General features: G+C 59.2%; 26 protein-coding genes and 5 pseudogenes. 20 read left to right on the forward strand and 11 right to left on the reverse strand.

The window, feature by feature from the left end:
- The 5 genes from LMH93_RS14500 to LMH93_RS14520 are packed head-to-tail and all read right to left on the reverse strand — an operon-like array spanning window position 1 to window position 4,692.
- On the reverse strand, window positions 1-468 hold the full coding sequence (locus LMH93_RS14500; protein WP_003248404.1) for a DcrB-related protein: 468 nt from the start codon (window positions 466-468) through the stop codon (window positions 1-3).
- A gap of 34 nt (window positions 469-502) precedes the next feature.
- Window positions 503-1,087, reverse strand: coding sequence for a DcrB-related protein (locus tag LMH93_RS14505; protein ID WP_004576629.1), 585 nt, complete (start codon window positions 1,085-1,087; stop codon window positions 503-505).
- A gap of 10 nt (window positions 1,088-1,097) precedes the next feature.
- Window positions 1,098-2,954, reverse strand: coding sequence for a type VI secretion system tip protein TssI/VgrG (gene tssI, locus LMH93_RS14510; protein WP_033725266.1), 1,857 nt, complete (start codon window positions 2,952-2,954; stop codon window positions 1,098-1,100).
- A 25-nt stretch (window positions 2,955-2,979) separates the two neighbouring features.
- Window positions 2,980-3,675 carry a hypothetical protein gene (locus LMH93_RS14515; protein ID WP_003248399.1) on the reverse strand — a complete coding sequence of 232 codons (696 nt, stop codon included), beginning with the start codon at window positions 3,673-3,675 and terminating at the stop codon, window positions 2,980-2,982.
- A complete protein-coding gene (locus LMH93_RS14520) occupies window positions 3,676-4,692 on the reverse strand; it encodes a hypothetical protein (RefSeq protein ID WP_003248396.1) in 1,017 nt (338 codons plus the stop codon). It abuts the gene before it with no gap.
- Window positions 4,693-4,854: 162 nt separating this feature from the next.
- Between LMH93_RS14520 and LMH93_RS14525 the strand changes: the two genes are divergently transcribed.
- From LMH93_RS14525 to LMH93_RS14555, 7 genes and pseudogenes are all read left to right on the forward strand, one after another.
- Window positions 4,855-5,103, forward strand: a complete 249-nt coding sequence (locus tag LMH93_RS14525; protein ID WP_019751687.1) for a hypothetical protein — start codon at window positions 4,855-4,857, stop codon at window positions 5,101-5,103.
- A 586-nt stretch (window positions 5,104-5,689) separates the two neighbouring features.
- Window positions 5,690-6,782, forward strand: a pseudogene (locus LMH93_RS14530) (polymorphic toxin type 46 domain-containing protein); the annotation flags it as partial.
- Window positions 6,779-7,075 (forward strand): immunity protein Tsi6 family protein, encoded by a 297-nt coding sequence (locus LMH93_RS14535; RefSeq protein ID WP_003248391.1) that lies wholly within the window; start codon window positions 6,779-6,781, stop codon window positions 7,073-7,075. The pseudogene LMH93_RS14530 and the gene LMH93_RS14535, both read left to right, overlap by 4 nt.
- Window positions 7,076-7,164: 89 nt before the next feature.
- Window positions 7,165-7,481 (forward strand): annotated as a pseudogene (locus LMH93_RS14540) (hypothetical protein).
- A 30-nt stretch (window positions 7,482-7,511) separates the two neighbouring features.
- Window positions 7,512-7,862: pseudogene (locus LMH93_RS14545) on the forward strand (reverse transcriptase domain-containing protein); the annotation flags it as partial.
- A gap of 472 nt (window positions 7,863-8,334) precedes the next feature.
- Window positions 8,335-8,646: a hypothetical protein gene (locus tag LMH93_RS14550; RefSeq protein WP_003248386.1), complete on the forward strand. Its 312-nt coding sequence runs from the start codon at window positions 8,335-8,337 to the stop codon at window positions 8,644-8,646.
- 26 nt (window positions 8,647-8,672) lie between these two features.
- Entirely contained in the window at window positions 8,673-8,870 is a 198-nt protein-coding gene (locus LMH93_RS14555; protein ID WP_003248382.1) for a polymorphic toxin type 46 domain-containing protein, read from the forward strand.
- Here LMH93_RS14555 and LMH93_RS29715 read toward each other — a convergent pair.
- The 3 genes and pseudogenes from LMH93_RS29715 to LMH93_RS14565 form a co-directional block, all read right to left on the reverse strand.
- Window positions 8,801-9,004 carry a contractile injection system protein, VgrG/Pvc8 family gene (locus LMH93_RS29715; RefSeq protein WP_121783557.1) on the reverse strand — a complete coding sequence of 68 codons (204 nt, stop codon included), beginning with the start codon at window positions 9,002-9,004 and terminating at the stop codon, window positions 8,801-8,803. The genes LMH93_RS14555 and LMH93_RS29715 overlap by 70 nt on opposite strands.
- A gap of 33 nt (window positions 9,005-9,037) precedes the next feature.
- Window positions 9,038-9,736, reverse strand: coding sequence for a hypothetical protein (locus tag LMH93_RS14560; RefSeq protein WP_230064303.1), 699 nt, complete (start codon window positions 9,734-9,736; stop codon window positions 9,038-9,040).
- A gap of 158 nt (window positions 9,737-9,894) precedes the next feature.
- A pseudogene (locus LMH93_RS14565) lies at window positions 9,895-10,083 on the reverse strand (type VI secretion system tip protein VgrG); the annotation flags it as partial.
- 583 nt (window positions 10,084-10,666) lie between these two features.
- Here LMH93_RS14565 and LMH93_RS29665 point away from each other — a divergent pair.
- Entirely contained in the window at window positions 10,667-10,792 is a 126-nt protein-coding gene (locus LMH93_RS29665; protein ID WP_254913440.1) for a hypothetical protein, read from the forward strand.
- A 228-nt stretch (window positions 10,793-11,020) separates the two neighbouring features.
- Window positions 11,021-11,284, forward strand: coding sequence for a hypothetical protein (locus LMH93_RS14570; RefSeq protein WP_003248372.1), 264 nt, complete (start codon window positions 11,021-11,023; stop codon window positions 11,282-11,284).
- Between the two features lie 282 nt (window positions 11,285-11,566).
- Here the strand turns inward: LMH93_RS14570 and tri1 are convergent, their stop codons facing one another.
- Complete coding sequence (tri1, locus tag LMH93_RS14575; protein ID WP_230064304.1) at window positions 11,567-12,682, reverse strand: ADP-ribosylarginine hydrolase Tri1; 1,116 nt, start codon at window positions 12,680-12,682, stop codon at window positions 11,567-11,569.
- Between the two features lie 52 nt (window positions 12,683-12,734).
- Window positions 12,735-12,897, reverse strand: a pseudogene (locus tag LMH93_RS29915) (ADP-ribosylarginine hydrolase Tri1); the annotation flags it as partial.
- 88 nt (window positions 12,898-12,985) lie between these two features.
- Between LMH93_RS29915 and LMH93_RS14580 the strand changes: the two are divergent.
- Entirely contained in the window at window positions 12,986-13,537 is a 552-nt protein-coding gene (locus LMH93_RS14580) for a hypothetical protein (protein WP_003248365.1), read from the forward strand.
- 146 nt (window positions 13,538-13,683) lie between these two features.
- Here the strand turns inward: LMH93_RS14580 and LMH93_RS14585 are convergent, their stop codons facing one another.
- A complete protein-coding gene (locus LMH93_RS14585; RefSeq protein ID WP_172828409.1) occupies window positions 13,684-13,842 on the reverse strand; it encodes a hypothetical protein in 159 nt (52 codons plus the stop codon).
- A gap of 288 nt (window positions 13,843-14,130) precedes the next feature.
- Here LMH93_RS14585 and LMH93_RS14590 point away from each other — a divergent pair, with 288 nt between their 5' ends.
- From LMH93_RS14590 to icmH, 10 genes are all read left to right on the forward strand, one after another.
- Window positions 14,131-14,880, forward strand: a complete 750-nt coding sequence (locus LMH93_RS14590; RefSeq protein WP_028697263.1) for a hypothetical protein — start codon at window positions 14,131-14,133, stop codon at window positions 14,878-14,880.
- A 64-nt stretch (window positions 14,881-14,944) separates the two neighbouring features.
- Window positions 14,945-15,484, forward strand: a complete 540-nt coding sequence (gene tssB, locus LMH93_RS14595) for a type VI secretion system contractile sheath small subunit (RefSeq protein WP_003248358.1) — start codon at window positions 14,945-14,947, stop codon at window positions 15,482-15,484.
- A 14-nt stretch (window positions 15,485-15,498) separates the two neighbouring features.
- The gene (gene tssC, locus LMH93_RS14600) at window positions 15,499-17,001 is read left to right on the forward strand and encodes a type VI secretion system contractile sheath large subunit (protein WP_003248356.1); all 1,503 of its coding nucleotides are present in this window, start codon (window positions 15,499-15,501) and stop codon (window positions 16,999-17,001) included.
- A 26-nt stretch (window positions 17,002-17,027) separates the two neighbouring features.
- Entirely contained in the window at window positions 17,028-17,510 is a 483-nt protein-coding gene (gene tssE, locus LMH93_RS14605; protein WP_003248355.1) for a type VI secretion system baseplate subunit TssE, read from the forward strand.
- The gene (gene tssF / locus LMH93_RS14610) at window positions 17,510-19,330 is read left to right on the forward strand and encodes a type VI secretion system baseplate subunit TssF (RefSeq protein ID WP_003248352.1); all 1,821 of its coding nucleotides are present in this window, start codon (window positions 17,510-17,512) and stop codon (window positions 19,328-19,330) included. The genes tssE and tssF overlap by 1 nt, the downstream gene beginning before the upstream one ends.
- Entirely contained in the window at window positions 19,294-20,364 is a 1,071-nt protein-coding gene (gene tssG / locus LMH93_RS14615; RefSeq protein ID WP_003248350.1) for a type VI secretion system baseplate subunit TssG, read from the forward strand. The genes tssF and tssG overlap by 37 nt, the downstream gene beginning before the upstream one ends.
- A complete protein-coding gene (gene tssH / locus LMH93_RS14620; RefSeq protein WP_003248348.1) occupies window positions 20,361-22,958 on the forward strand; it encodes a type VI secretion system ATPase TssH in 2,598 nt (865 codons plus the stop codon). Before tssG ends, tssH begins: the two co-directional genes overlap by 4 nt.
- A 24-nt stretch (window positions 22,959-22,982) precedes the next feature.
- A complete protein-coding gene (gene tssJ, locus LMH93_RS14625; protein ID WP_014860349.1) occupies window positions 22,983-23,705 on the forward strand; it encodes a type VI secretion system lipoprotein TssJ in 723 nt (240 codons plus the stop codon).
- Window positions 23,702-25,045 carry a type VI secretion system baseplate subunit TssK gene (tssK, locus tag LMH93_RS14630; RefSeq protein WP_230064305.1) on the forward strand — a complete coding sequence of 448 codons (1,344 nt, stop codon included), beginning with the start codon at window positions 23,702-23,704 and terminating at the stop codon, window positions 25,043-25,045. The genes tssJ and tssK overlap by 4 nt, the downstream gene beginning before the upstream one ends.
- Entirely contained in the window at window positions 25,042-25,758 is a 717-nt protein-coding gene (gene icmH / locus LMH93_RS14635) for a type IVB secretion system protein IcmH/DotU (RefSeq protein WP_003248342.1), read from the forward strand. The genes tssK and icmH overlap by 4 nt, the downstream gene beginning before the upstream one ends.
- Window positions 25,759-25,786 lie beyond the last annotated feature (28 nt).

Consider the following 25,786-nt stretch of genomic DNA (forward strand, 5'->3'; position numbering starts at 1 on the left):
TTACTCCTGTTCGCCGGACTCGGCGCTGGTTTCGGACGGGGCACGCGGGGTGAAGCTGGCCAACAGGTTGTCCCAGTCCTGATTCTGCTGGGCACTGAAGTCGGCCTGTGCAGTGGTGGAGAAGATCAGGGCACGCCCGGGGCTGATGATGAAGGCCGCCTGGCGCTGGTACAGCGGGCGGCCCTGGTTCATGTAATAGGCGTCGATCTGGATACCGGCAATGGGTGCGGTAACCGAGAGCGTGACGGCCTTGTTGCCCATGCGGGTGTAGCCGCGCAGCTTGGAGGTGAGCAGCTTGACCTGGCGATCGACATAGGCCTGCAGCGCTTCGTCCGGCAGCAAGGTGTCACGCGAGATGGTGATGCTCAAGGGTGCTGGAACACTGGCACCCAAGACGAACATGTTGACCGTGCGGTCCTCGAAACCTGCCGGCAGCGCAATGCCGCCTTCCTGTAATTCGTAATCCATGCGATGAAAATTCCTGATAGCGAAAAAATCGGGGTCAGCCCTGCGCGAAGCCATCGAGCATGCGGTCGAACTCGGCCAGCCACTGGCTCAGGCCGGGCTTGCTGGGGTCGATCACGCTGGAGATATCCAGCCATTGCAGCGAATCGCTGCCGGCGATGGGCACCAGTGCGCCGACCAGGCGACCGTGCCGAGGCTCGTGGCCGGCATTGAAGTGAAAGTCCACGACCTTGGCCGGGTTCCCAGCCAGGAGGCAATCACGTTGGCGAATCACGCGCAGTTGCGGGTTCAATTCGCGCAAAGCCTCGACTGCGCGCTGGAACAGTTGCTCCAGCGGCTGCCTGGCGGGTACATCACGGCGGCGGATGCTGAGGCTGACCGGCTCGCCTTCATGCTCGAGGGTGGTCTGGATGTCGCGAAAACGAAAGCCGAGCGGAAACTGCAAGGAGAACCCTGCGAAGGTGAAAGCGCTGGCGACATCCTGCAACACGGCTGGCAGCGGTTCCGGCTCGGGCACAGGCTCGGGCACATGAGCAGCTTCCGCCAGACTGGCCAGCCGCGCAGACTCCTCTTGCGCTTCGCGCCTGGCAGAGATGCGGTCGTAGATCGAGGGCTTGTACATGAACCTTGCCTCAGTCGTTGATCCGCACTGCGGCGCCAGTGATCTGGGTGGTGTCGGTACTGGTGGTCACGATGACCTTGCCTTTGATCTCGATGCCTTCCGGGGTCAGCGTGATGCTGCTGTCGCCCACCTGCAGGATGATGTGCTGCTTTGCGGCCACCTGGATGAACTGGTTGTCGACCTGCAGGGTGTAGGAACCTTCGGTCACCTGCACCACGGTGTCTTTCTTGACCGTTTCGGTGTGCGTACCACCAACAGTAATCGAGCGGTTATTCCCCACATCATGGGTCTCATCCAGCTCGATCTCGGTATCCATGTTGCGCTCGGCATGCATGATGATCTGCTCGGCGCCGGCCTTGTCCTCGAAGCGGAAGAAGTTGGCGGTACCGCCGTCGCCCTTCATCGACCGCGTCAGGAAACCACTTTGGGTCTTGTTCGCCGGCAGCGACCATGGCGGGGTGTTGGTGCTGTTGTACAGGCTGCCCATGATCAGCGGCCGGTCCGGGTTGCCATCAAGGAACACCACCACCACTTCGTCGCCTACGCGTGGGATCTGAATGCTGCCGAAGCCGCCGCTGGCGCCGGATTGGGCGACACGTACCCAGCAGGAGCTGTGATCGTTGAACTGCCCCTGGCGATCCCAGTGAAACTGAAGCTTTACCCGGCCCAGTTCGTCGGTGAAGATTTCCTCGCCTGGGGGGCCGACAACGATGGCGGTCTGCGGGCCGTTGATCAAAGGCTTGCGGGTGTTTAACTGCGGGCGGTATGCGATTTTTTTACGCACGCACACGAATCGGTTGACGTAACCGGCCTGGTCGCCAGTCATGTAGTTGTTGCTGCCGCGATGCTCCACGCTCAGCAACAAAAACTTACGGTTCTCGGCGTCACCGGTGTCGTGCAGATAATGCTGGATCAACTCAAAAGTGTAACCCGGCTTCATGGCCCGGCAATTGCTCTCGCCGTAGAAGGTCTTGCCCATCAACTCGAGCGCTTCGATACGGTTGCGTACGATGGCTTCGCCATCTTCGTAGCTGCCATGGGTGTACTGGCCCGGGAAATCATAAATCTCGAACCTGTCCACATCGCCCTGTTGATTCAAGCTTTGCATGGTCACAGGTAGGAAGTTGCGCGGTTGGCGATAGTCGAACGTGCGAACGGCAATTTGACCGGATTGCAGCTGCCGCGTTGACTGCCACTGAGTAATGGAATCAGCGGTTTCGGTAACCGACGCGGAGTGGTAGCGAATCTGCGGCTGTTCGGGCAGCGGCAACAAGGTGCTGGAGTCATCGGTGATGACCATCAGGTGGGAGTCGGCCGTGTGCTCGAAGTAGTAGAAAAGCCCTTCGCTCTCAAGCAAGCGCTGCACAAAGTTGAAATCGCTCTCGCGGTACTGGGTAATGTAGCTGTGCGATTTGAGCGACTTGCTTACACGAAATTCGTACTTGGCCAGCGTGCCAAATCCGGCGAACACTTCACTGACAACAGCCTGGACCGATTTTTCTTGAAAAATGCGTGTATCGAAGCGGCAAGTCAGCATCCACAGCCACGGCCCTAGCACGGCTGCATAACGCACATAGCCGCCGTCGCTGCCTTGGGTGCTAAACCGCTGAACATAGCCGTTAATGTAGCGGAAAGAGCCGTTGGATAACTCGATTTCTATCGTGGCCTGGCTGCCAATCAGTGACTTGAGCTTTACATCGCTCTGTTGGCTGAGCAAGGCCAGATCGAATTCATAGAGTTTGGAAAGCTCTTCAGTGCCGGAAAAGTGCTCCAGCAAAAACTCATCGTTGGCTGTTTGTGTCAGGATATTCAGCTTGAACAATCGCCTGTTTTGCGGCGCGAGCATGGAAAGAACGTCAGTTAGCATAATTTACTCCCTGTAACGGTGAACATCAGCGCGCCCGTACGGCGAAAAGCCTGCCCAACCACGAGGCAGCACGCATGCTCTGAATAGTTTCAATATCCATGAATGTGTATTGACGGTTTTCCTTCGCTTCGCGCACTTTCAGCTCTCTGAGTGCACTGATCTTGTCACGATTGTAAAACACCATGAACACGGACATTAGCGCAAAGAAGTAGATCAACCCGGTGGCCGGCACGTCATGGCTTTTCATCAGCGGATAGATCACGCTGCTCAAGCCCGCCGCCAAACCCGCCTGCCACCACTGAACTTTCTGGGGCGGCTCGATGGATTCCACGCGCTGCCCTTTAAAGTGGAGAATATCACTTTTACTGCGCCAGTAATAAGCCATTGCATAGGTCAACAACACCAGCACGACGGGTGCGAGCCCTAACATCAAAGAAGTCGCCGCTCCCAACTTCATTTTTTTGTAGGTAACACCCAGTGTCAGCAGCGATGCGAACATTGGTGCAACTGACATATTGAAGAACATGCGCAAATTCGCGAAACTTACAAAGTGCTCACTGCGGTAAGCACAATTGATGCACCACAGCGTCATAACGATAATGATCAGGATCGCCGGCACCGCCATGAATGGCGGCGCCACTCCGGTCATCATCAGGGCCAATATCACGACCAGCAGCCACACCGACCAGATTTTTTTAAAAAAACGTTCTGTGGTAAACATTTAATCCTTCCCCGTCAAGAAATTACCCAGGGTAGTGCCCAGCCCCGAAAAATCATCACTCATGACAAACTGAACTGCCAAACCCGCACCCAAAGACAAGGCAATCACGACTATAGCCGGCCCTGTTAGCCCGCCGACCAATACACCGACACCAAAGGCCAATGCATTGGTCGGCTGGGTGTAAGCTGACTTCTGGAAGAACTCCGAGACGCTTTTTGCCTCCGTCGCATCTAGGTAAGCCTGGGGGCCGAACGCCAATGCGCCGCCTAATTTGGCACCCGTCAGTACTTTGCCTACGCCACGGCTGCTGTACCCGGCCGAGTCAATATGGGCAGTTGCACGCATCGCCTTGGCGGTATTGAAAGCAGCCACATGCAGGTTACTGCCCCGACCGGGCAGCCTGTACAAACTTGCCTGGCTATTGGCGGGTATTTCGAAGTAGAGGTTTCCGCCCATGCGCACCAGTTTCAGGCGCCCTTTCATGGCCCTGGCGGCAGATACACTGCCGGGTTTGCCACGTGACGCTGCCCACTTCTTCAGCTTGCCGCGCGTGGCATCCGTCATGTTCAGCAGGTTTTCAACTTTGGTGGCTTTGGATGCGGCATGGCCTAGCGCAGCAACGTTGGCAAGCGTGCCGGGTAAATTTGCAGTTGAAAATAATAGTGCCCCTACGACTGGAATCTTCTCGGCCTTCTCCTTGATGGCCAGCAGTTCATCCGCGGCAAAACGCCCCGATTTTTCCATTTTTGCAATCAGGCTATAAAGTAACTGCGCGTATTCTTCGGCTTCGTCAGCACTCAACTGCGTTTCGGACGACTGTAGTTCAGCAACAAGAAACTCGGCGGCACTCATGTCATCAGCCGAATAAAGGCCGCCTACATCCATCTTGGCGTAGGTTCTGGCTGCTACAACACTTGGCCATGGCAGGTCACCCTGCCCGAGAAGGCCGTCTTGCCCGCCGAGGCCCATGGGGTCGGCTGCGGTACAGGGATAGATTCTGTTCACGATTCTGTTCACGCCTTGTCAAAAATCCTGCTTGCGCGACCTGCGCAGTATCGGCCCACGTCTCAGGCGCTGCGACCTATGCAGGCAAGCAAAGTTCCCAACAACACCTGAATATGCCAACCAGATCACAAATGGATTTGCCGGCCGAGTGTAGAGGGCGCAGGAAACACTGGAATGCGCAACTCTGTCAACTATGAATATCGCTCATCCTTCGCATTAGCCGTTATGAATGAGATGGCATTGCGCCATCTTTTGCCCATACACCAGCATTACCAAGAACGTTCACAGGACACTGTGGTCAATGTTCTACATAGCGCCTACGCTTGGGATACTTGTGACGCTGGGCTTGTGGGCGAAGGGGTACACACCCTGCCAGAAGCTGTTGACTTCAGGATCTGCCTGGCAGGTGTGCTGGATCAATGATGAGCGGTATTGTTTCAAGTCTGATTCCTATACCCGTGACGGCTGGCCTTGCAAGCGCATGAGTGATAAAAATGCCTGCATCCAGGTTGACGGGCGCCAGTAATTCTAATACCCACACCCACGTCGCTACTTGTAGGAAGTCATGACAAATACAGAAATCATCAAACAATTGGAAGCGCTCAAATGAGCCATTTCACTCCAATCTCCATCAAATTCAGGCTGCTCGCCGCCCCCACCCCGCTGACTTGCGTAAGCCATCCGGGCTTCAGCCTCACCCCTGACAGCTACACAGAAAACAACTGAGTTAATAAATCCGCGAGCCTTGAAACATTCCTCGAATCAGGCCATCAATAGCTGTCGTAAGTCAGCTCTTCCATCTCGTGTCACCTTGGGATGCTCCGTCAACTTGCCGCGCGGAGACGGTGAGTTGATATTTCCCCGTCACGCAGGCTATCTATCGAAAAAGCGCTCAATGCGTCATGTTTTCAGAGGCTTTTCGCCCAGATTTCTCTTTTAAGCGCGCAGTTCACCCATACCCATCAGCTGTTTTCGAGCCATCCTCAGGTTCCACAGGGCGATCAGTGTGGTGGCCGGGGCGTTCGCCTTTGGCGTCGGCGCGGCGCCGGGCGCGGTGGCCGGCGCCGGCATTGGCCTGCAGGTCGGCAACCTGATCCTCATGGGCCTGGGGCTGTCCGCCATCGCCGAGTATTTTTATCAGGGCCTGCCTGTCGACCCTTCAGCAAGGCATGACCACGGCCTGGTTCGCCGAGGATGGCCTCAAGCCCGCTGGCCTGGACCCGAGCGGCGGTTCCGCGGCGCAGGCCCAGGAGCGTGTCGAGCGTGCTGCACGCCAGCTTGCTCGCGGGCAGGAGCAGTGGGTGTTGCTGTTACTGACAGCCATCGTCACCTACCTTACTCGGGGCCAGATGAAGGCCGGCGTCATGAGCAGCATGGAAAGCATTGCCGCCCGGAGCGCTCGGCTGCAGGCCGAGATCTCCAACAAGCAGCTGGCAGCCTGGTTGGCGAAGAATGAGCAGAAACTGTTGGCGCAGCCGGAGTTGCAGCCCAAAGAGGCCACACCGATCTCTCGTGCACAAGCGCAACCGGAGCCATTGCGACCACTACCCGATCGACCACCCATTGCTCAGGCACCGGATAAGCCAGGCTTAACGGAAGTTTCCCGTAGGGAGTACCTGAACAAGAAGTTCGCTCGAACGGGTAACTTGGCACAGGACATCAACATACGAGGCAACCAGGAAACTGCTGTAAACTTCTTCAAGTCACAGGGCTATAAGCCTGCCGACTACGAAGGCTACATGAACGGCTTGGACTTCACTCAACCAGTCTTCACGGAAACAATCAACCGGGGCAAGACACTTTGGCAATTCCAGGTGCCCGGCGGCCGGCAAGGCATGTGGTACTCTCCTACCCCTGACGTGGTGCCAGGGCAACTGGGGATCAACCCGCTTGGCCAGATCTACAAAACGGAAACCATCGTGCCCAAGATCGTGAACGTCTATCAGAGCACTGAGAAGGTCACGCTGCTGAGGAGTACCTCGGCACCGGTACTGGATACCTGGTCCGTTCCTTCCCAATCCTATAACGCCATTGGCGGTGCTCGGCAGATGACCTCTGGCCAACGCGAGCTCTTCAAACTGATAACACCAGGTGCATTATGAAACCCACAACCCCCCTCGGCTATGTACAGAAGGCTATCGACATTACCGCGCAGCGGAACAAGGCCTGTCCCGCTTACCCCATTTATGGGATGCTACTAAACCAACTTGACTATGTGAAAGCCGTGTTCGAAGGGCGTGAGCAAGATAAATCGAAACTCCACCAACTCAGTATCGGTGCCATTGCCTCGAAAGAATTCGAAGAAAATGACCCCGAGTTGGCCAGAGCACTGAAAGACGCCTATTACGTAGCCATCCAGTCGGCTCGTGGCCTCAAAATTCAACTGCCCGATTGATTGCCGACGTTCGATCAGGCCAGCCACTGAACATCGGGCGCAGTCACTGACGAAAGCTATAAACCCTACACCCAGCAGACTGAGCCACGATGGACATTTACGCACTCCGGCAAAAATCGATAGCGCTGCGTGTCATCATTGACCGGCTGAAGTCACACGACCCGGCCGCCATGAAGTTGAGTGTAGAGCTGACGCTCTTGTTGAACGCGGCAAAGCAGCAGCGGATCCGCACCCCGATGGAATGGCGTGACATCCCCGGAAGCTATCTGTTCACCGAAGAAGGGCTGCAGCAGTATGCCGATCTCGAGCACGCCTTCGCCGAGTTTCGTATCGAGCTCTCCGGGGGCGAGCCCCTACCCTGCACAAGCTCAAGGCGCGCATGGGGGAGAAACCCTCCCAGGGATGATGGGCGGGCAGCCTTGCCATCTTTTCATGAGTTCATTACGCCTTTGACGCATGGATGCAACGAAATAGCCCAAACTGTCCTTTTGCCCGGTATGCCGATGATGCGGTAGTGCATTGTCGTAGCCAGAGGCAAGCAGAACACGTGATGCGTTCAATCGCTTCACGTCTAGCGGTTTGTGGCCTCACGATGCATCCCGAGAAATCGAAAATCGTGTACTGCAAGGACAGCAATCGACGCGCAGGGTATCCGCATGTGAGCTTTACCTTCCTTGGTTTCACTTTTAGACCCAGGAAGGCAATCGGCCAGCAGAACAAGCTTTTTACCAGCTTCCTTCCGGGAGTCAGTGCGCAAGCGTTGAAGCGGATGCGGCGGGCAGTGCGCGAGTGCGGGGAGAGGTGCGCCCGTGAGTCCAGATACCAAGGCTTTGCCTTGATTATCCAATAATCAGCGACTGAAAATCGGGCTTTTCGGCATCCCAAAGCCGCCCATTTCCGACTGATGAGCAACTTGTTCGGAGTTTCCTTAAAGGACCATCTCCCATCAGCCAGGTCGAGCCGAAGCGCTTGCGAGAGCTTCATGCGAAACAGGACCCTGACTTTGTAGCGCACGATCAACAACTAAAACATGCAGAGACTTTTGCACCCGAGGTCTTAGCAACAAACAGATTAATGAGTATCTCGACAGCCCTGATGGTGGGCTATATCTGCAAAAGCTACGTGCCGCAAACTGCGACTACCACCGAATCTGGAGGTAACATTGACAGGGCGGGTGGCGCACTTCAATATCTTACCCCTAACCGTAATGAGTGGTCGACCACCAAGCTCATAGGCACTATTGATAACTAGGATAGACAATGAACACGCACACACTGAAGGCTACCGCTACAGCGCTTCGTGAAAAACTTGAGGCTCTCGAAGATCAAAATTCCGATGCGAAGCTGATGCTCAACACCCTACGCGGCCTCTTATTAAAAGCTGAAAATGGAAAAATTCATGCCCCCATGGAGGCTAGAGACATACCTGGTTACCGCTACTTACCGGAGACCAACTTACAGGACGATCGTAATCTCAGTCAGTTATTTGCAGAATTTTACATGGCATTGATTGATGGAGAGGAGTGGAGTTCCTTTAAGAAATTCCAAGCCAAAAATAAAAATCACGATTAGAAAAAGATGGAGAACATACAAGAAGCTTGCTCGAACGGGCAACTTGGCAGGACACCAATATACGAGGCAACCAGGATACTGCTGCCAACTTCTTCAAGTCACAGGGCTATAAGTCTGCCGATTACATCCCCCTGTTCATTGAGCCTCTGCATGATCACCGGAAAGAAATTGCGCGACTGACTATAGTCAAAGGTACGAACGGCGATCTTTCCGGGTTGCAGTAGCTATAAGGTTTCAACGATTTGTTCAGGCGGAAATCGCACTTTGCCAAGCTGCCAAAACCTGCAAATACCTCGCCAACTAGGTCTTGTACCGTCTTACCCTGGAAGATTCGCGAGTCGAGACGGCAAGTCAACATCACACTTCCTGGATAACTGGCGTCTAATATCGCTTATTTTCGGCTCTTGAGTGCAAAAACCCGAGCCAACCATGAAGCGTCACGTAACGCACGCACATATTCGATCTCAAGAAATGTGTATTGACGCGCCTCACGACGCTCGCGTACTTTTAACGCCCTTAACGAAGCGATATTGGTGCGATTATAGAAGACCAAATACAGCGAAATGAAAACCATCACACACAGCACCACGGCCATAGAACTATTATAGTTCTTTATCGTCGGATACAGCAGACTACTCAACCCTGCACCAAGCCCGCCCACAACCCACGAATTGGCCTGCTCGGGTTCGAATACTTCTACCCGCTCACCGCGTAACAGGAATGAACTCGCCTTGCTTCGATGCCCATAGGCCAATGCGAAAGCCAACGCAGTAAGAATGAGCGGCACGGCGCTGATCGCAAGCGCCGCTACGCCTCCCATTTTTGATTGTTTGTACGTTATCGCCATTGACAGGACAAAGGCAAAAAGCGGCACGGCAGTCAAGCTGAAACAGAGACGTAAGGACGCAAAATCAGCAAATCTTTCCGAACGATAGGCGCATTTCACGCACCAGCAAAATGTAACAAAAGACGATACAGCCATGGGCACAAAAACAATCTTCGGCGCCACCCCAAGTGTCAACACTGAAATCATAAGCGTTAAAAACCAGAAGGCCCAAATTCGCGCAAAAAACCGTTCGGTCGTAAACATTTAATTCAATCTTTCCCAATCAGATAATCGCCCAAGTCAGTCCCCCAACCGGTTGCGTCATCACTCAAGGATACTCTGGGCTAGGCGCTATGCTGTCCAACATATGCGATGTAGCGCGAGCCGCCTTTGGCCACTTCGATTTCGATGCTGACTTGCTAGCCCATCATGAGCGGCACGCCGGAGTCTTCGCAGACCAGCAGCAGTTCGTAGTTGAACGCCCACGACAGGGCTTCGGTGCCCTTGAAGGTTTCCAGCAGCAGCTCCTGCTCGGGGTTGGCCAGGTTGTGAAACTTGAACAGGCGGCGGTTCTGTGGCGACAGCAGCGCGGAGGCCAAGTCCATGATCATGCGAAATCTCCTTGAAAACACGGCCAGCACGCGCTTGCGATGCTCAGCTGCAACCCTGATCTTGCGGGCGTATTCTGCATGCGCGCATAACGTGCTTGCGGAATCATGCGACTGCCTGCAGAAAGGAAAGTGCCATCATGCATTGAAATAAGTGCGACAGGATTCACATTCCCGAATGCCAGGCAGGCAGAAAGGCCCAAAGGAAACACCGGCAAAAGCTGCCCTGTCAACTCACTACAGGCCTAGGAAAACGGGGCAATACCGCCCTGCAAGGCAATGTCATATCGCCATCCTTCATCTTCCTCACTGGCGCCCGGAGGCGACCCGGCAATCGCCGAATGGCCCGTCACAGAAGGTTCTTGAGGTATCGATCAGAGCCCATGCCCGACAGCTCCCACTCGAACTGTCTCGCTACCTGACGCATCAGCTCCACTGGCGGAGAAAAATGTTTCATAACGTGGATTCACCGAAGAGGATATTCTTGCGATCGCCAAAGGCGAAATGCCCGACCCCCACCACCTATCCAGATCCAGATTATGTCGCGCAACATTTGGCCCAATTCCAAAATGGCGCCTCACGCTTCATGACCCAGACCAACCTTGAGAAATACGGCATCGCACAGAAAGATAGTACGTCGTTCATCATGCTAGGCCACGAAGCAACCGAACTACTTGCCAAGACAGCAGGTGAGAAGCGCGCGTTGGAGTAAGCCCTTGGCTAGCCTGAGAATTTCCTTGATACCAATGCACTGGTCCCGGTAGACATCCCTGATCCGAAGCAGTTGAATCTACGGATTCCATCGGGAAATGAAGCCGGTGCTAACGAATTCTGGATCCCTGGTGGCAAGCTACCTCACGGCAACAGTGAAGTCGTCATAGACGCGGCGAGTATTGCCGCCAAGAGGTTCAATACCGCTCCCCTTTTTTGAAGGCCCCCTATGAAATTCAAAGATCTTTTCATCAGTCGTCAGCACATGTACTCAATCGGCATCGAAGAAGACGCTAGTCAGTATTACGTTTCATTCCCCGTCAGCAACGGCATGGTCGACTACGAAGAATATTACGCCATCGCTCCAGCTACATTTGATGCCTTCATGGATGCCCCTGATGCGGCGCTGGCTTTCGTGATAAAATGCCGCAAAAGACAACTTGATGAATTATTAATCATCAAGCCGGGAAAAAATCGGGGCACGGCCATCTAGTGCCACATAGATAAATACTGACGAAATCCGACACTGCATGACCGTTTGACCCTACCCACAAATGAGTGGTGCCATCTCACGCTGCGGTGAAGTGGTGCAGTCCCTTGCCCCAATCAGGCCTGACCATGAACACCGAAACACTCAAGCAGAAGATTCGCTGCCACCCCCTGCACAGATCCGTACGTGCGGAACTACCGCATACGGCTCCTGCCTCAGGTACGTGACGCGAAGCGCTCCTCTGGTTTCGATTCGTGGCGTACTTCACAGTTTCTACCCGAACCGTCAAGGCTGGCCATAAAGCAATGCGTCCAGTTCATCATGCTGCGGCGAGAGATCGAAGAGCTTGGCTGCCAGTTCCTGGATATGTTGCGACCACGCAACCTTCTCCACCCACTCCGGCGGCATGCCGGACACGCCGTACAGCGCACCCGCCAACTGGCCGGCGTTGGCCGCGACACTGTCGGCATCATCGGCAAGGTTGGCGGCCAGGAGGATCGCGTCCTTGAAGTTGTCGGTGTTCCATACGGCCCACAGTGCCGCTTCCAAGGTATCGATGACGTAGCCGGAGGAGCGGATCTGTTCGCGGCTCTTTTGCTTGTACTCGCCCGCATTGATGATCATCGGGCGAGGCCGCAACGAACGCACCGCTGGGGCCAGGGCCTCCTCCTTGTCTGCACCGTTGAGCGCCAGATGCAGCTGTGCCGCAAACAGCTGACAGCAGTTCACTGCCTCGTCGGCGTTGTGGGTCACGCTGCTTTGCGTGACGCTTTCCCACCAGCTTGCCGACAGCGAGTGCCGGCGGAAGATTGCCGTAGGCGCAAGGCGGATGATGGAGCCATTGCCAGCCGTCGAGGGGTCATAGTTGCCTTGCCAGGTAATACCCTCGCGCAGCCAGCCTTCAAGGGCATTGCGCGTGGCATTGCCGATATCGAAACAACGACCGTTGGCACTGTTTTCCCCGCGCCGGTACCAGCGGACCAAGGCATCTGCGTAGTTGGCGTAATCGAACTTGCCCTTGCTCACATACGTGTCTGCCAGGCACAGCGCCATGCTGGTGTCATCAGTCCACTCACCCGCAACGAGGTTGAACGGGCCACCCCCGACCATGTCGCTCACCTGCCCCCTGTCGCGGGCCTGGAACTCGAGCGTGGTGCCGACCGCATCGCCGATGGCCAGGCCAAGCAGCGCGCCCTTGGCGCGGTCCAGTGCCTGCTCCGCGGTCAATGTGCAGGCCCTGGAGTGCAGCCAGCTTGGCTTGACCGCCGGCGCCGCCAGTGCATCAGACTGCAAGGTGGAGTCCATCCGCTGCTGCAACTGCCGGGAGGGCTCCGGCGACAGATGCGCATAACGTCGCACGTAGTCGGCCAGCAATGCGTTTGAGCTTCTTAGATCGATCATGGGATTTCTTTGAGAATGAATTGGGTAACGGAGCCATTGGCGTATCAACGATACCATTGCCTGCGGTCGAGGCCTTGATGATGCCCATCCAGTCAGGCCCCCTGGGCCTCTCAGCCTTCCAAGGCTGCGCGGGTGACATTGCCGATGTCGAAGCAACGGCCGTTGACGCGGTTTTCACCCTGCCGGTACCAGCGCACCATGGCATCGGCAAAGGTCCAGTGCCTGGTCCTGTGATAACGTGCTGAACCTGTTGTTCAGCCATGCCGGTTTGATCCGCGGCAGCCAGGGAATGCTCAGGCACACATGAAAGACCATCCCGAACTCTACGTAAGGTCCCCTATTCTTTTCCGGCTTACGGCCATCGGTCTGATGCTGTCCATGCTCGCCATGGGAGCACTGGCGGTGTACGCCTTATGGACAGATATCGTGCCCCTCTACGGCCGGATCTACCGTAATGCGCCGGTCGTGGAAACACCACTCAAAGCTTTCTTCATGATTGCATTCATTCCCCTGGGGCCTTGCCTGATCGTTGCCAGCCTGATCGCCGCATGGACCGGTCGAAAGTTTGACCCACCAAAAACCTCTTGGCTGCATGGGTTCCAGCTACGCTCGCTGCAACTGACAGTTGTGCTGATGGTTATCGTTGCTCCGACAATGATTGCGCTGACCACAGCCACGCTTTCGGCAAAGGACTACTGGTCGTGCCCGAAGCTCAGGATCTCGGGCTCCGGTTGGCAGATGTTCTGGGTCAACGATGAACGGGTGTGCTTCAAGCCGGATCATTACATCAACGACAATTGGCCATGCAAGGCAATCGATGGCAGAGACGTTTGCGTACAGGTCGATGGTCGTTGAGTTGGATGAAACCGGCTGCGCCGGTGTTCGCGGGCAGGCTGCCCGCGAATGCGGTGGCGGCTGTGACGGTGAACGACCAGGGATAGTGGCCGGCAGGTCCGGCCTATTCGCGGGTAAACCCGCTCCTACGGGCATCGCGCTAGCTATTAGATTTTGAACAATACAGTTTCCCCGCCGGACGCGACGAAACCGGTCGCATTGCCATCATCCTGACGCGCTTCCCCACCACGCTGCACGCACGCGGCCGGCGTGCAAAATGAGAACTGATTCACTTTTTGAAAAAAACTTTTGTCGCCGATTTTCATCGCTTTCCAGCCCCTTTCGTACCCAGTCTTTAGGGCTTGAGCCCCCATCTCCTGCGCCCAAGACACGCTGTCAATATCACAGCGCCATTATTGCGCAGCGTCACAAAACGGGGAAAAAATCGCCCCCCTCGCCGGAACTTCTTCCGCAGCGAGGTGCCCTACTCGGCATTGCTGGCAACACAATATTCATATGCCAGCACTCAAATTCGCTGCAGCCGAAAGGCGATTTTTCAAGTCCACGCCAACGGCGTTTCAGGACGATCAAGCAGGCACATGGACGATGCACCAATGACACAGACATTCGATGTCGAAGCACTGATCAAGCTGCGTAGCCAGACGCGGGCGATCTCCGATGCGCTGAAGGCGCAGGCGGCGGATTACCTTGCCACCGTGGCACCGCTGATCCGTCCGCAAACCCTGTTTGGCGAATACCTGCAAGGCGCACAGCGCAGCAGCGGGCGCGAAACCCAGGGCCACTTCCAGGCCCTGGTCGAACTCTACGAACGTATCGGCTCGGCCGCGCCGTTCCAGCTGGTCACCGAGCTGGAAGTACCGCTGAACCTGATCAGCACCACCCCCGAACTGTTCCCGCTGGAATACGACAAGACCCTGGAACACAGCGGCCAGGTCATCCGCATCACCAGCCCGACCCGCTGGGTAGTGGGCTTCCACGCCTTCGACCTGGCGCGGTTTCGCAATGTCATCAAAGACCCCAACCGCAGCAGCGCCGAGCTGTACCGCTTCGTGGTGCACTACCTGGTGCTGTTCTACTGCCTGAGCAAGTCGCCTGGCCTTGGGCGGCTGTTCGAGGGCTTGCGCTACGGCCTGAGCTTCGAGCGCCTGAAGGGCTTTGGCGACCTGCCGTTCTGCGTCATCAGCTCGCCGGTGCGCTCGGAACTTCCCGACGACTCGGTCATCCGCAGCAGCACGCAGATTGCCGGCAACACCAGCTTCGAAGAACTGGTAGGCCGCGACAACATCCTGGAAATGAACGACGAAATCCGTCAGCGCCTGCTGCTGACGATCGAAGGACTGTAACGCGCAGCGCCCGGCACCGGGCCGCGCAATGATTCGCAGCGAATTGCTCGCACTGGAGAACACGATGGCGAAGAAGGAAAGCACTCAGCACAAACTCGACCGCGTTCGCGCGCCTCGGGTCCATATCACCTACGACGTGGACATCGGCGATGCCATCGAGAAAAAGGAGCTGCCCTTCGTCGTCGGCGTACTGGGTGATTTCTCCGGCAACCCGCTGGAGCCGCTGCCCAAGCTCAAGGACCGCAAGTTCGTGTACATCGACCGCGACAACTTCAACGGTGTGCTCAAGGGTATCAAGCCACGCTTGACCTACCGCGTCGACAACACCCTGGCCAAGAACGGCACCCAGCTGGGCGTGGAACTGAACTTCAACAGCCTCGAAGACTTCGAGCCACAGAACGTGGTCAAGCAGGTCGAGCCGCTGCGCAAGCTGCTGGAAGTGCGCAACAAGCTGGCCGACCTGCGCAACAAGATGGGCGGCAACGACAAGCTCGAAGAGCTGCTGATGGACGTGCTGCAGAACACTGAAAAGCTCAAGACCTTGGGCAAGGAATTCGGCCGTGAAGCCGAAGTGAAAGACCCGTCCAGCGACGATCGCGCCTGAGCAGGAGCCCGAACATGACCGACAAGCAAACCGCACCGCAACAGGCCGGCGACCTGGTCGAAGTGGAAAACTTCGCACCACAGCCCTCGCTGCTCGACAGCATCATTTCGCAAAGCCGCGTGGCCCGCTCCGACACCGAGCGCAACCGCACCCGCGACCTGATTGGCGAACTGGTGAACCAGGTGCTCGAGGGTGAGATGACCCCGAGCAAGGACCTGATCGCCGTGCTCGATTCGCGCATCGCCGAAATCGACGCGATGCTCTCCGAGCAGATGAACGAGATCATGCACGCCCGCGAGTTCCAGCAGTTGGAAGCCTCCTGGCGCGGCCTGAAATACCAGGTAGACCAGACCGAGACCAGCACCACGCTGAAGATCCACCTGCTCAATGCCTCGAAGAAAGACCTGGTGCGCGACCTGAAGGCCGCCAGCGAATTCGACCAGAGCGCACTGTTCAAGAAGGTCTACGAAGAAGAGTACGGCACCTTCGGTGGCGCACCTTTCGGCATGTTGATCGGTGACTACGAGTTCAACCGCAACCCCGAAGACATGTACCTGCTCGAAGAGATCTCGCACGTCGCGGCGGCGGCGCACGCGCCGTTCATCTCGGCCGCTTCGTCCGAGCTGTTCGGCTGGGACTCGTTCACCGAGATGTCCGGCCCGCGTGACCTGGCGAAGATCTTCGACACCGTGGAATACGCCAAGTGGAAGTCGTTCCGCGCCTCGGAAGACTCGCGCTACGTCGGCCTCACCCTGCCCCACGTGCTCGGTCGTCTGCCGTATGGCCCGGATACCACGCCAGTGGAAGAATTCAACTTCGTCGAAAGCGTCGATGGCCGCGACCACAACAAATACCTGTGGATGAACGCCGCCTACGCCCTCGGCACCCGCGTCACCGACGCCTTCGCCCGCTACGGCTGGTGCGTGGCCATCCGCGGCGTGGAAGGCGGCGGCCTGGTCGAAGGCCTGCCGACCCATACCTTCAAGACCGACGACGGCGAAATCGCCCTCAAGTGCCCGACCGAAATCGCCATCACCGACCGCCGCGAAAAAGAGCTGTCGGACCTGGGCTTCATCCCCCTGGTGCACTGCAAGGGCACCGACTATGCCGCGTTCTTCGGCACCCAGTCGGCGCAGAAACAGAAGCAGTACAACACCGACATCGCCAACGCCAACGCACGCCTGTCGGCCCAGCTGCAATACATCTTCGCCACTTCGCGCATCGCCCACTACATGAAGGCGATCATGCGCGACAAGATCGGCAGCTTTGCCTCGCGCATGGATGTCGAGCGCTTCCTCAACCAGTGGCTGGCCAGCTATGTGCTGCTCGACGACACCGCCAGCCAGGAGGCCAAGGCCAAGTTCCCGCTGCGTGAAGCCCGCGCCGAGGTGTTCGAAGTGCCCGGCAAGCCAGGCGTGTACAAGGCCGTGACCTACTTGCGCCCGCACTACCAGCTGGATGAACTGACCGCCTCGCTGCGGCTGGTTGCCGAGCTGCCACAGGGCGCGCGCGGCTGACAGGCCGTTGTGTACAGGGATGACACATGAGTAACCAGGCCCGCCTGCTGCCCTCGCTGCTCGACCGACTGCTGGACGACCGTCCCTACCAGTCGGCCGAGCCCGCAGCGCAGCGCACCTGCTCGCTGGCCGAGTACAAGGCCAGCATCGTCCGCGACCTCGAAGTCCTGGTGAACACCCGCCAGTCCCTGGTCGCCGAAGAGCTCGACGGCTTCAGCCAGCTCGGTGGTTCCATCCTTGAATACGGCATGCCGGACTTCATCAGCCGCAGCGTGCTCGACCCGCACGATCGTCGCCTGATCCAGCAACAGCTGGAGCGGGCGATCAGCACCGGAGACCGGCGCTTTCGCCGGGTCCGTGTTCAGCTGTTGGCCCAGCAGAACGGCCATCGCATGTTGACCTTCCGCGTGGACGCCGTATTGCGTCTGCAGGACATCAGCCGCCAGGTGTCATTCGACGCCGTGCTGCAGGTCAACACCCAGGAATACAAAGTGCAGAACCTCAACTGATGCTCGACGAACTGCTGCCCTACTACGAAAAGGAACTGTCGCACCTGCGCTTTCTCGGCCAGGAGTTTGCCGCGCAGTACCCGAAGATCGCTTCGCGGCTGCTGATCGAAGGCGACAACTGCGAAGACCCGCACACCGAGCGCCTGATCGAGGCGTTCTCGTTCCTGTCTGCGCGGGTGCACAAGAAGCTCGATGACGAGTTTCCGGAAATCGTCGAATCCTTCCTCGAGGTGCTGTACCCCCACTACCTGCGCCCTACTCCGTCGATGTCGATTGTCGAACTGAGCCTGGGCAGGCACGAGAAAGTCACCGAAGCCTACCGCGTGGCGCGCCATACCGAGATGCATGCCAATCCCGTGGAAGGCGTGGTGTGCAAGTTCCGCACCTGCTACCCAGTAGAGTTGTGGCCGATTGCCGTGCAGCAGGCCTCGTTCACGGAAATGGAACGCTCGGCCTTCAACGGGCACAGCGCCGACCTGGTCGCTCGTCTGCGCATCCGCCTGGCAGCCACTGGCGATGCCCTGTTCGGGCAGATGGACATGAACCGCCTGCGGTTCTTCCTCGACGGCGAAGCAACCCTGATGCTGCAGCTGTACGAGCTGCTGTTCAACAACCTGGCCAAGGCCACGCTAAGCTTCGACGACCAGGGCCGCCGCCGCGAAGTGGCGCTGCCGGCCGATGCCCTGAACACCGTGGGCTACGCCCGTGACGAAGGCCTGGTGGACTACTCCGAACGCTCATTCCTGGGCTACCGCCTGCTGCACGAGTATTTCACCTTCCCCGACAAGTTCATGTTCTTCGACCTCAGTGGATTTGCCCGCATCCTACAGGGCAAGGCCATCGAGCAGGTAGAGGTCAACTTCTATTTCTCCGACTACGACCTCAGCGAGCGCCTGGCGCGGCTGACCCAGAACATCGGGCGCAACAACTTCAAGCTCAACTGCACGCCGATCATCAACCTGTTCCGCCAGCAGGCCGAGCCGATCAAGCTGACCCACACCCAGCACGAATACCCGGTTACCCCTGATACACGGCTGCACAACGCTGCAGAAGTGGTCTCGATCGACCGGGTACGGCGGGTGCGCAAACTCGGCGGTATCGACCAGGTCGCCACCTGCCAGCCGTTTTTCGAACCCCGGGGCGAGCAAGACCCACACAGCAGCTTCTGGGTTGCGCGCCGGCGAAACCAGGGTGACGCCACTGCCATGAGCATCCGCGTGGTCGACCGCGATCTGGAACTGATCGACGCCAGCAGCGACACCCTCAGTATCGGCCTTACCTGCAGCAACCGCGACGTGCCGCTGATGCTGCCGTTCGGTGGGGAACGGGGCGATTTCACCATTCCCGCCAACTCGGTGATCAAGGATATCCGCTGCCTGCGCAAGCCCACCGCCACGGTGCGTGTGCCCTTGGGCAAGGGCCTGATCTGGCGGTTGATCGCCCACCTGTCGCTGAACCATCTGTCGCTGGTCAGCCAGGGCCGGGAAGTGCTGCTGGAGCTGTTGTCGCTGTACAACTACCGCAATGTTTCCGCCATTCGCAAACAGATCAACGGCATCAAGGCGATCAGCAGCGAACCGGTGGTCGCGCGCATCGGCCACCCGCGGCCAAATTTCGTGCGCGGCGTCGGCATCACCCTGACCCTGGACGAAAGCCAGTTCATCGGCAGCGGCGTGTTTCTGTTCGGCAAAGTGCTGGACCACTTCTTCGGCCAGTACTGCTCGATGAACAGCTTCACCCAACTGACCCTGCGCACCCAACAACGAGAAAAGAGAGTCGTCCAATGGCCAGCACGCACCGGCGATCAGCCCCTGGTCTGATCGATCAGGCCCGAGCCGAGCCGCACCGATTCGAATTCTTTCAATTGGTGCGCCTGCTCCGCCTGCACTACAGCCGCACCGGGCGCATGGACCTGGCAACCCGGCCGCACGAAGACCCGCTGCGTTTTCGTACCCAGTTGTCGCTGGCGTTCCCGGCCAGCGAGGTCAGCGACCTGCACTTCGAGCGCGAAGGCAAGGTGTCGCCGGCCGGCTTGCCGCTGTCGGAAGTGCAGGTCACCTTCATGGGCCTGGTCGGGCCGTCGGGCGTGCTGCCACGCCCGTACACCGAGCTGCTGCTCGAGCGCCACGTGCAGTATCGCGACGATGCCGCCCATGCGTTTCTCGACATCTTCTCGCACCGCATGACCACGCTGTTCTACGAGGCCTGGCAAAAATACAAATTCCACATCGAGCACGAGCGCAATGGCACTTCGGGCTTCGATGGCTACCTGCTCAACCTGGTTGGCCTCGGGCCGCGCGCCCAGAAGCTGAAGTTCGAAGAGCAACCGTCAGCATTGCGTCGTGAGCTGTTCAGCTATTTTGCCGGCCTGCTCAGCCAGAAACCGCGCAATGCGCTGAACCTTGAACGCATGCTCGGTTTCTATTTCTCGCTGCCGATCAAGGTCCAGCCGTTCGCCGGGCGCTGGCTGCACCTGCAGCCCGAACAATGCACCCAGCTTGGCCGCCGCAATGCCCAGCTCGGCCACAGCGCCGTCGCCGGCAACCGGGTCTGGGACTACCAGTCGTGCATCCGCATCGAGCTGGGCCCGCTGAGCCTGGCCGACTACCAGCGCTTCCAGCCGGGCACCGCCTGCTACCGCAAGCTGGTCGAGCTCGTGCGCTTCTATATAGGTGCCGAGCTGGATTTCGAAATTGCCCCGCGCCTCAAGCGCGAGGCGGTGCCACGCGCCCAACTGGGCCGCAGCGGCAATGTCGCCCTGGGCTGGCTGGGTTGGCTCAAACGCCCGGGTCGTGACGCGGAGCCTTCGCGTTGCGCCGTCTTCCACATTCCTTACGATGGGGTCGCCTTGTGAACCTGAAGTCTCTGTTCGCCAAGCTCAACGAAACCAGCCGCACGGCCACCGAAAGCGCGGCGGCCCTGTGCCTGTCCGAGCACCATTACGACGTGGAAGTGGAGCACCTGCTGCTGCAATTGCTCGACAACAACGACAGCGACCTGGCGCCGATCCTGCGCCACTACGAGGTCGTCGCCGAACGCCTGCAAGCGCAGCTGGTCACCGCCCTGGGCACCTTCAAGAAAGGTAATACCCGCACCCCGGCGCTGTCGCCGCACATTACCCGCATGATCGAGCAAGCCTGGTTGCTGGCCTCGATCGAATACGGCGTAGGCCAGGTGCGCAGCGCTCACCTGCTGCAGGCTCTGCTTGACGATGCTGAACTGCGTCGCGTGGTGATCGCCTCTGCGCCGGAGCTGGAAAAAATCAACGCCGATGACCTGCGCGTGAACCTTGCCGCGCTGGTGGAGGGTAGCGCCGAGTCCAGGCAGGCCAGCCCGCTGGCCAGCCCAGCGGCGCCAGTGAGCACGTCGAGCAAGGCCAGCGGCAAGACCCCAGCGCTGGACCAGTACACGGTCAACCTTACCCAAAGCGCCCGCGAAGGCCGCATCGACCCGGTGCTGGGCCGTGAGTTCGAAGTACGGCAGATGGTCGACATCCTCACCCGCCGCCGACAGAACAACCCGATCCTCACGGGCGAAGCCGGGGTCGGCAAAACCGCCGTGGTCGAAGGCCTGGCGCTGCGCATCGCCCAGGGTGACGTGCCGGCGGTGCTCAAGGACGTTGCCCTGCACACCCTCGACCTGGGCCTGTTGCAGGCCGGCGCCGGGGTCAAGGGCGAGTTCGAGAACCGCCTCAAGGCTGTGATCGAAGAGGTCAAGCGCAGCCTGCACCCGATCATCCTGTTCATCGACGAAGCCCACACCCTGATCGGCTCCGGCGGCCAGGCCGGGCAGAACGATGCCGCCAACCTGCTCAAGCCGGCCCTGGCCCGTGGCGAGTTGCGCACCATCGCTGCCACTACCTGGGCCGAATACAAGAAGTACTTCGAGAAGGACGCCGCCCTCGCCCGCCGCTTCCAGGTGGTCAAAGTGGAAGAGCCCGACGAAGACAAGGCCATTCACATGCTGCGCGGCCTGCTCGGCAAGATGCGCGAGCACCACAAGGTGGCGGTGATGGACGAAGCGCTGGTGCAGGCGGTACGCCTGTCCAACCGCTACATCACCGGCCGCCAGCTGCCCGACAAGGCGGTCAGCGTGCTCGACACAGCCTGCGCGCGCATTGCCCTGGCGCAATCTTCGCTGCCCGGCGCACTGGAAGACTGCCGCCGGCAGATCGACAACCTGCAAGCAGAAATCGGCGTGCTCGGCCACGAAGCCGGCAAGGGGCACGACCATGCCCGCCGCCTGGAAGCGCTGCAGGCTGCCCTGCAGGCCGAGCAGCAACAAGAACAGCAACTCAATGCCCAGTGGCAGCAGGAGCTGGAGCTGGTCGAACAGCTCAAGGCGCTGGACGCCGCCAACGATGCCGACGCTCAGCAGCTCAATACCCTGCGTGCTGAGCTGGCGCGCGTGCAAGGCGACCAGCCACTGGTCCATGCGCTGGTCGACAGCGGCGCCATCGCCCAGGTCATCAGCGGCTGGACCGGCATCCCGCTGGGCAAGATGCTGCGTGACGAAATCGATACCGTGCAGCGCCTGCCGGCCCTGCTTGGTGAACGCGTGCTGGGCCAGGACCACGCCCTGCACGAGATCGGCAAGCGCATCAAGATTTCCCGAGCGCGCATGGAAGACCCGAACAAACCGATTGGCGTGTTCCTGCTGCTCGGCCCCAGCGGCGTCGGCAAGACCGAAACCGCCCTGGCCCTGGCCGACACCTTGTACGGCGGCGAGCGCAACCTGATCACCATCAACATGTCCGAGTACCAGGAGGCCCACACCGTGTCGAGCCTCAAGGGCTCGCCACCCGGCTATGTCGGCTACGGCGAAGGCGGCGTGCTGACCGAAGCGGTGCGCCGCAAGCCGTACAGCGTGGTGTTGCTCGACGAGGTGGAAAAAGCCCACCCCGACGTGCTGGAACTGTTCTTCCAGGTGTTCGACAAGGGCGTACTGGACGATGGCGAGGGCCGCGAGATCAATTTCCGCAACACGGTGATCATCCTCACCTCCAACACCGGCACCGAGCGCATCATGCAGACCTGCCTGAACGCCACCGAGCTGCCGACGCCCGAGGCGATCGTCGAAGACCTGCGCGACCAGCTCAACCATGTGTTCAAGCCGGCCTTCCTCGGTCGCCTGAGCATCGTGCCGTTCTACCCGGTGCAGGACCAGATCCTCGAGCGCATCGTCGCCCTCAAGCTCGAACGCATCGCCAAGCGCTTCGCCCGCAACCACCAGGCCGAGCTCAGCTATGACCAGGCGCTGGTCAAGGCCATCGCCGCCCGCTGCACCGAGGTCGACAGCGGCGCACGCAACATCGACAACATCCTGTCCCAGACCCTGATGCCCGAACTCGCCCAGCGCGTGCTCGAGCGCATGGCCCAGGACGCGCCGATCCAGCACCTTGCGATCGAGCTGGGCAGCGATGGCGATTTCGCCTATCGCCTGGCCTGACCAGTACCCGGAGGTTTTGCCGTCATGCAACACAAGCACATCGTCCTCAAACGCCTGACCGCAGCCGCCTTGCTGGTGGCGCTGGCCGGCTGCGGGGTCACCGACCGTATCGGCAAGCGCATGGAAGACAGCTGGGCGGCCGACATGCTGGCCGACAGCGAAAAGGTCATCCTGACCTCCGACGGCGGCAACCAGCTCAACCCCGACGCCGAGGGCAAGCCGCTGTCGGTGGTGATGCGCGTGTATCAGCTGACCGACCTCGAGCGCTTCGCGGCTACCGATGCCGAGACCCTGTGGGACGCCCCGGAAAAAGCCTTGGGCAACACCCTGGTGGAAACCCGCGAGATCACCCTGCTGCCCGGCATTGGCCAGATCGACCAGTGGCCGCTGGCCAAGAACGCGCGCTACGTCGGCGTGGCGGCGTTCTTCCGCGATGAGCAGGACGCGCGCTGGAAAGTCGCCTTCGACGCCAACTCGCTGCGTAAGGACGGTATCTGGTTCTCCTCCGACGGCCTGCGGGTGCTGGTGGACAACACCGAAATCAGCGCCATGCGGGGCGTGGACGTACTGAACAAACCGCCGACCGCCGACCAGCTTGCCGCTGCGCAGAAGGCCAAGGATGCCGACGCGACCCTCACCGACAAGGTGCAGGACGCGGCCATCGACAAAGCCACCGACGCCGCCAGCCAGTCGGCCAGCAACGCCATGGATTCAACCTTCAATTCTTTAGTGGATAGCGTCAAATGAGCAAGCAGAGCCGGGTGATGTGGTCGGAAGGCATGTTCCTGCTGCCCCAGCACTTCCAATATCAGGACGAATTCCATCAGCACCAGTTGGCTGAGGCGACCCTGCGCAGCACCCCTTTCCATTGGGGGGTTCAGGCGCTGCAGGTGGACGAGGACGCCCTGGCCAATGGTTCACTGCAGCTCAAGCGTCTGAAGCTGGTGTTCCCCGATGGCAGCCTCTACGACGCGCCGCAGCACGATCCGCTGCCGGCCGCGCGCGACCTCAAGGACCTGCTCAAGGCCAACGACCTGAAGGTGTATGCCGCGCTCAAGCTGCCCGAGCCATTCGGCCTCAACTACGTCGAGGATGGCCACGAACACAAGGCCGCACGGCGCTTCCGCAAGCAGTTCGACACCCTGCCCGACCTTAATGAAGGCGAGCTGGAAAACGAAATCACCAGCTTGCGCCTGAACGTCGTACTGCTGGTCGACGGTGACAGCCTCGACGGGTACAGCCACTGCCCACTGGCCAAGCTGACACGCAACAGCATGGGCGGTTTCAACGTTGACCCACATTTCGTCCACCCCACCTTGCACCTGGGCAGCCACGAGACCATTGCCGGCATCGGCAAGCGCCTGCTCGGCGCCCTGCAGGCCAAGAGCAAGGCGCTTTCCGGCCGACGCCGCGAGCGCGCCGACCAGATCGCCGAGTTCGGCTCCAGCGATGTGACCCTGTTCTGGCTGCTGAACACGGTCAACCGTGCCCACCCGCAGCTGGCGCATCTACTGGCCCACCCGCGCATGCACCCGGAGCGCCTGTACCTGTTCCTGGCCGACCTGGCCGGCGGCCTGCTGACCTTCACCCTGGACACCCAGCTCAGCGACATCCCCGAGTACGACCACCACGACCCGGCCGCGTCGCTGGTCAAGCTCGACGAGATGATCCGGGTGATGCTCGACAACGTCGTGCCCAACCAGTGCATTGTCATCAACCTGACCCAGACCAAGCCATCGCACTGGCAAGGCCAACTGCACGACCCGCGCCTGGCCGAAGCCGACTTCTATATCGCCGTGCATGCCGACATGCCCGGCGCCAGCCTGCTGGAGCTGGTGCCCCGTGCCTTCAAGGTCGGTTCGCCGGAAGACATTGAAGTGGTGGTCAACAGCGCCATGCCGGGTGTCACCCTCAATCATGCCGCGCGGCTGCCGAACGCGATTCCGGTGCGCCTGGACAACCAGTACTTCGCCATCGAACCACACGGCACTGTGTATGAGCGAATGATCAGCGCCCAGGCCATCTGCTTCTATGCGCCCAGCGCCTTTACCAACCTCAAGCTTGAACTGATGGCGGTGCTCAAATGACCGAAGCCGTACTGCAACAGGGCGCCGTCCCGGCCGCCAGCGACAAACCGACGCTCAAGGACCTGGTCCAGGACTTCATCAGCATGGCGTTGATCGTACGTCGCGGCCGCCAGGTCACCTCGGTGCAGGCCTTCGAAGGTAGCGTCGAACGCTTCTTCGCCAACCTGGAACGTGATGCCCGTGCCGCCAACTACAGCGTCGAGCAGGTCAAGGACACCCAATACGCGTTGTGCGCCTTCCTCGACGAAAGCGTACTGCGCTCGGACGACAACGCGCTGCGTCGGCACTTTGAACTGCAGCCGTTGCAGTTCCGCTATTTCGGCGTGCACCTGGCCGGCGAAGGCTTCTTCGAGAAGGTCGATGGGCTGCGCGCCGACGTCAAGCAGAACATCGACGTGCTCGAGGTTTACCACCTGTGCCTGGCACTGGGCTTCGAGGGCAAGTTCAGCCTCGGGCAGAAAGACCAGCTGCGTTACCTGGCCAATACCCTGGGCCAGGATATTGCCCGCTACCGCAAGGCGCCCAAAGCCCTTTCACCGGACTGGGCACTGCCCGACCAGGTGTCGCAGATGCTGCGCCACGAAGTACCGCTGTGGGTGTATCTGGCGCTGATCGCGTTGGTCTGCGTCGCCGTGTACCTGACGCTGGACTGGTTGCTGGACAAGGACGTCGCCGCCCTGTCCGAACAAATCCGCCAGCTGTTCAGTGCCTGAGCACATACCAGGTAGCCGAGTCAGGAAG

It is taken from the genome of Pseudomonas sp. CIP-10, assembly GCF_020911845.1.
GTDB lineage: Bacteria > Pseudomonadota > Gammaproteobacteria > Pseudomonadales > Pseudomonadaceae > Aquipseudomonas > Aquipseudomonas alloputida.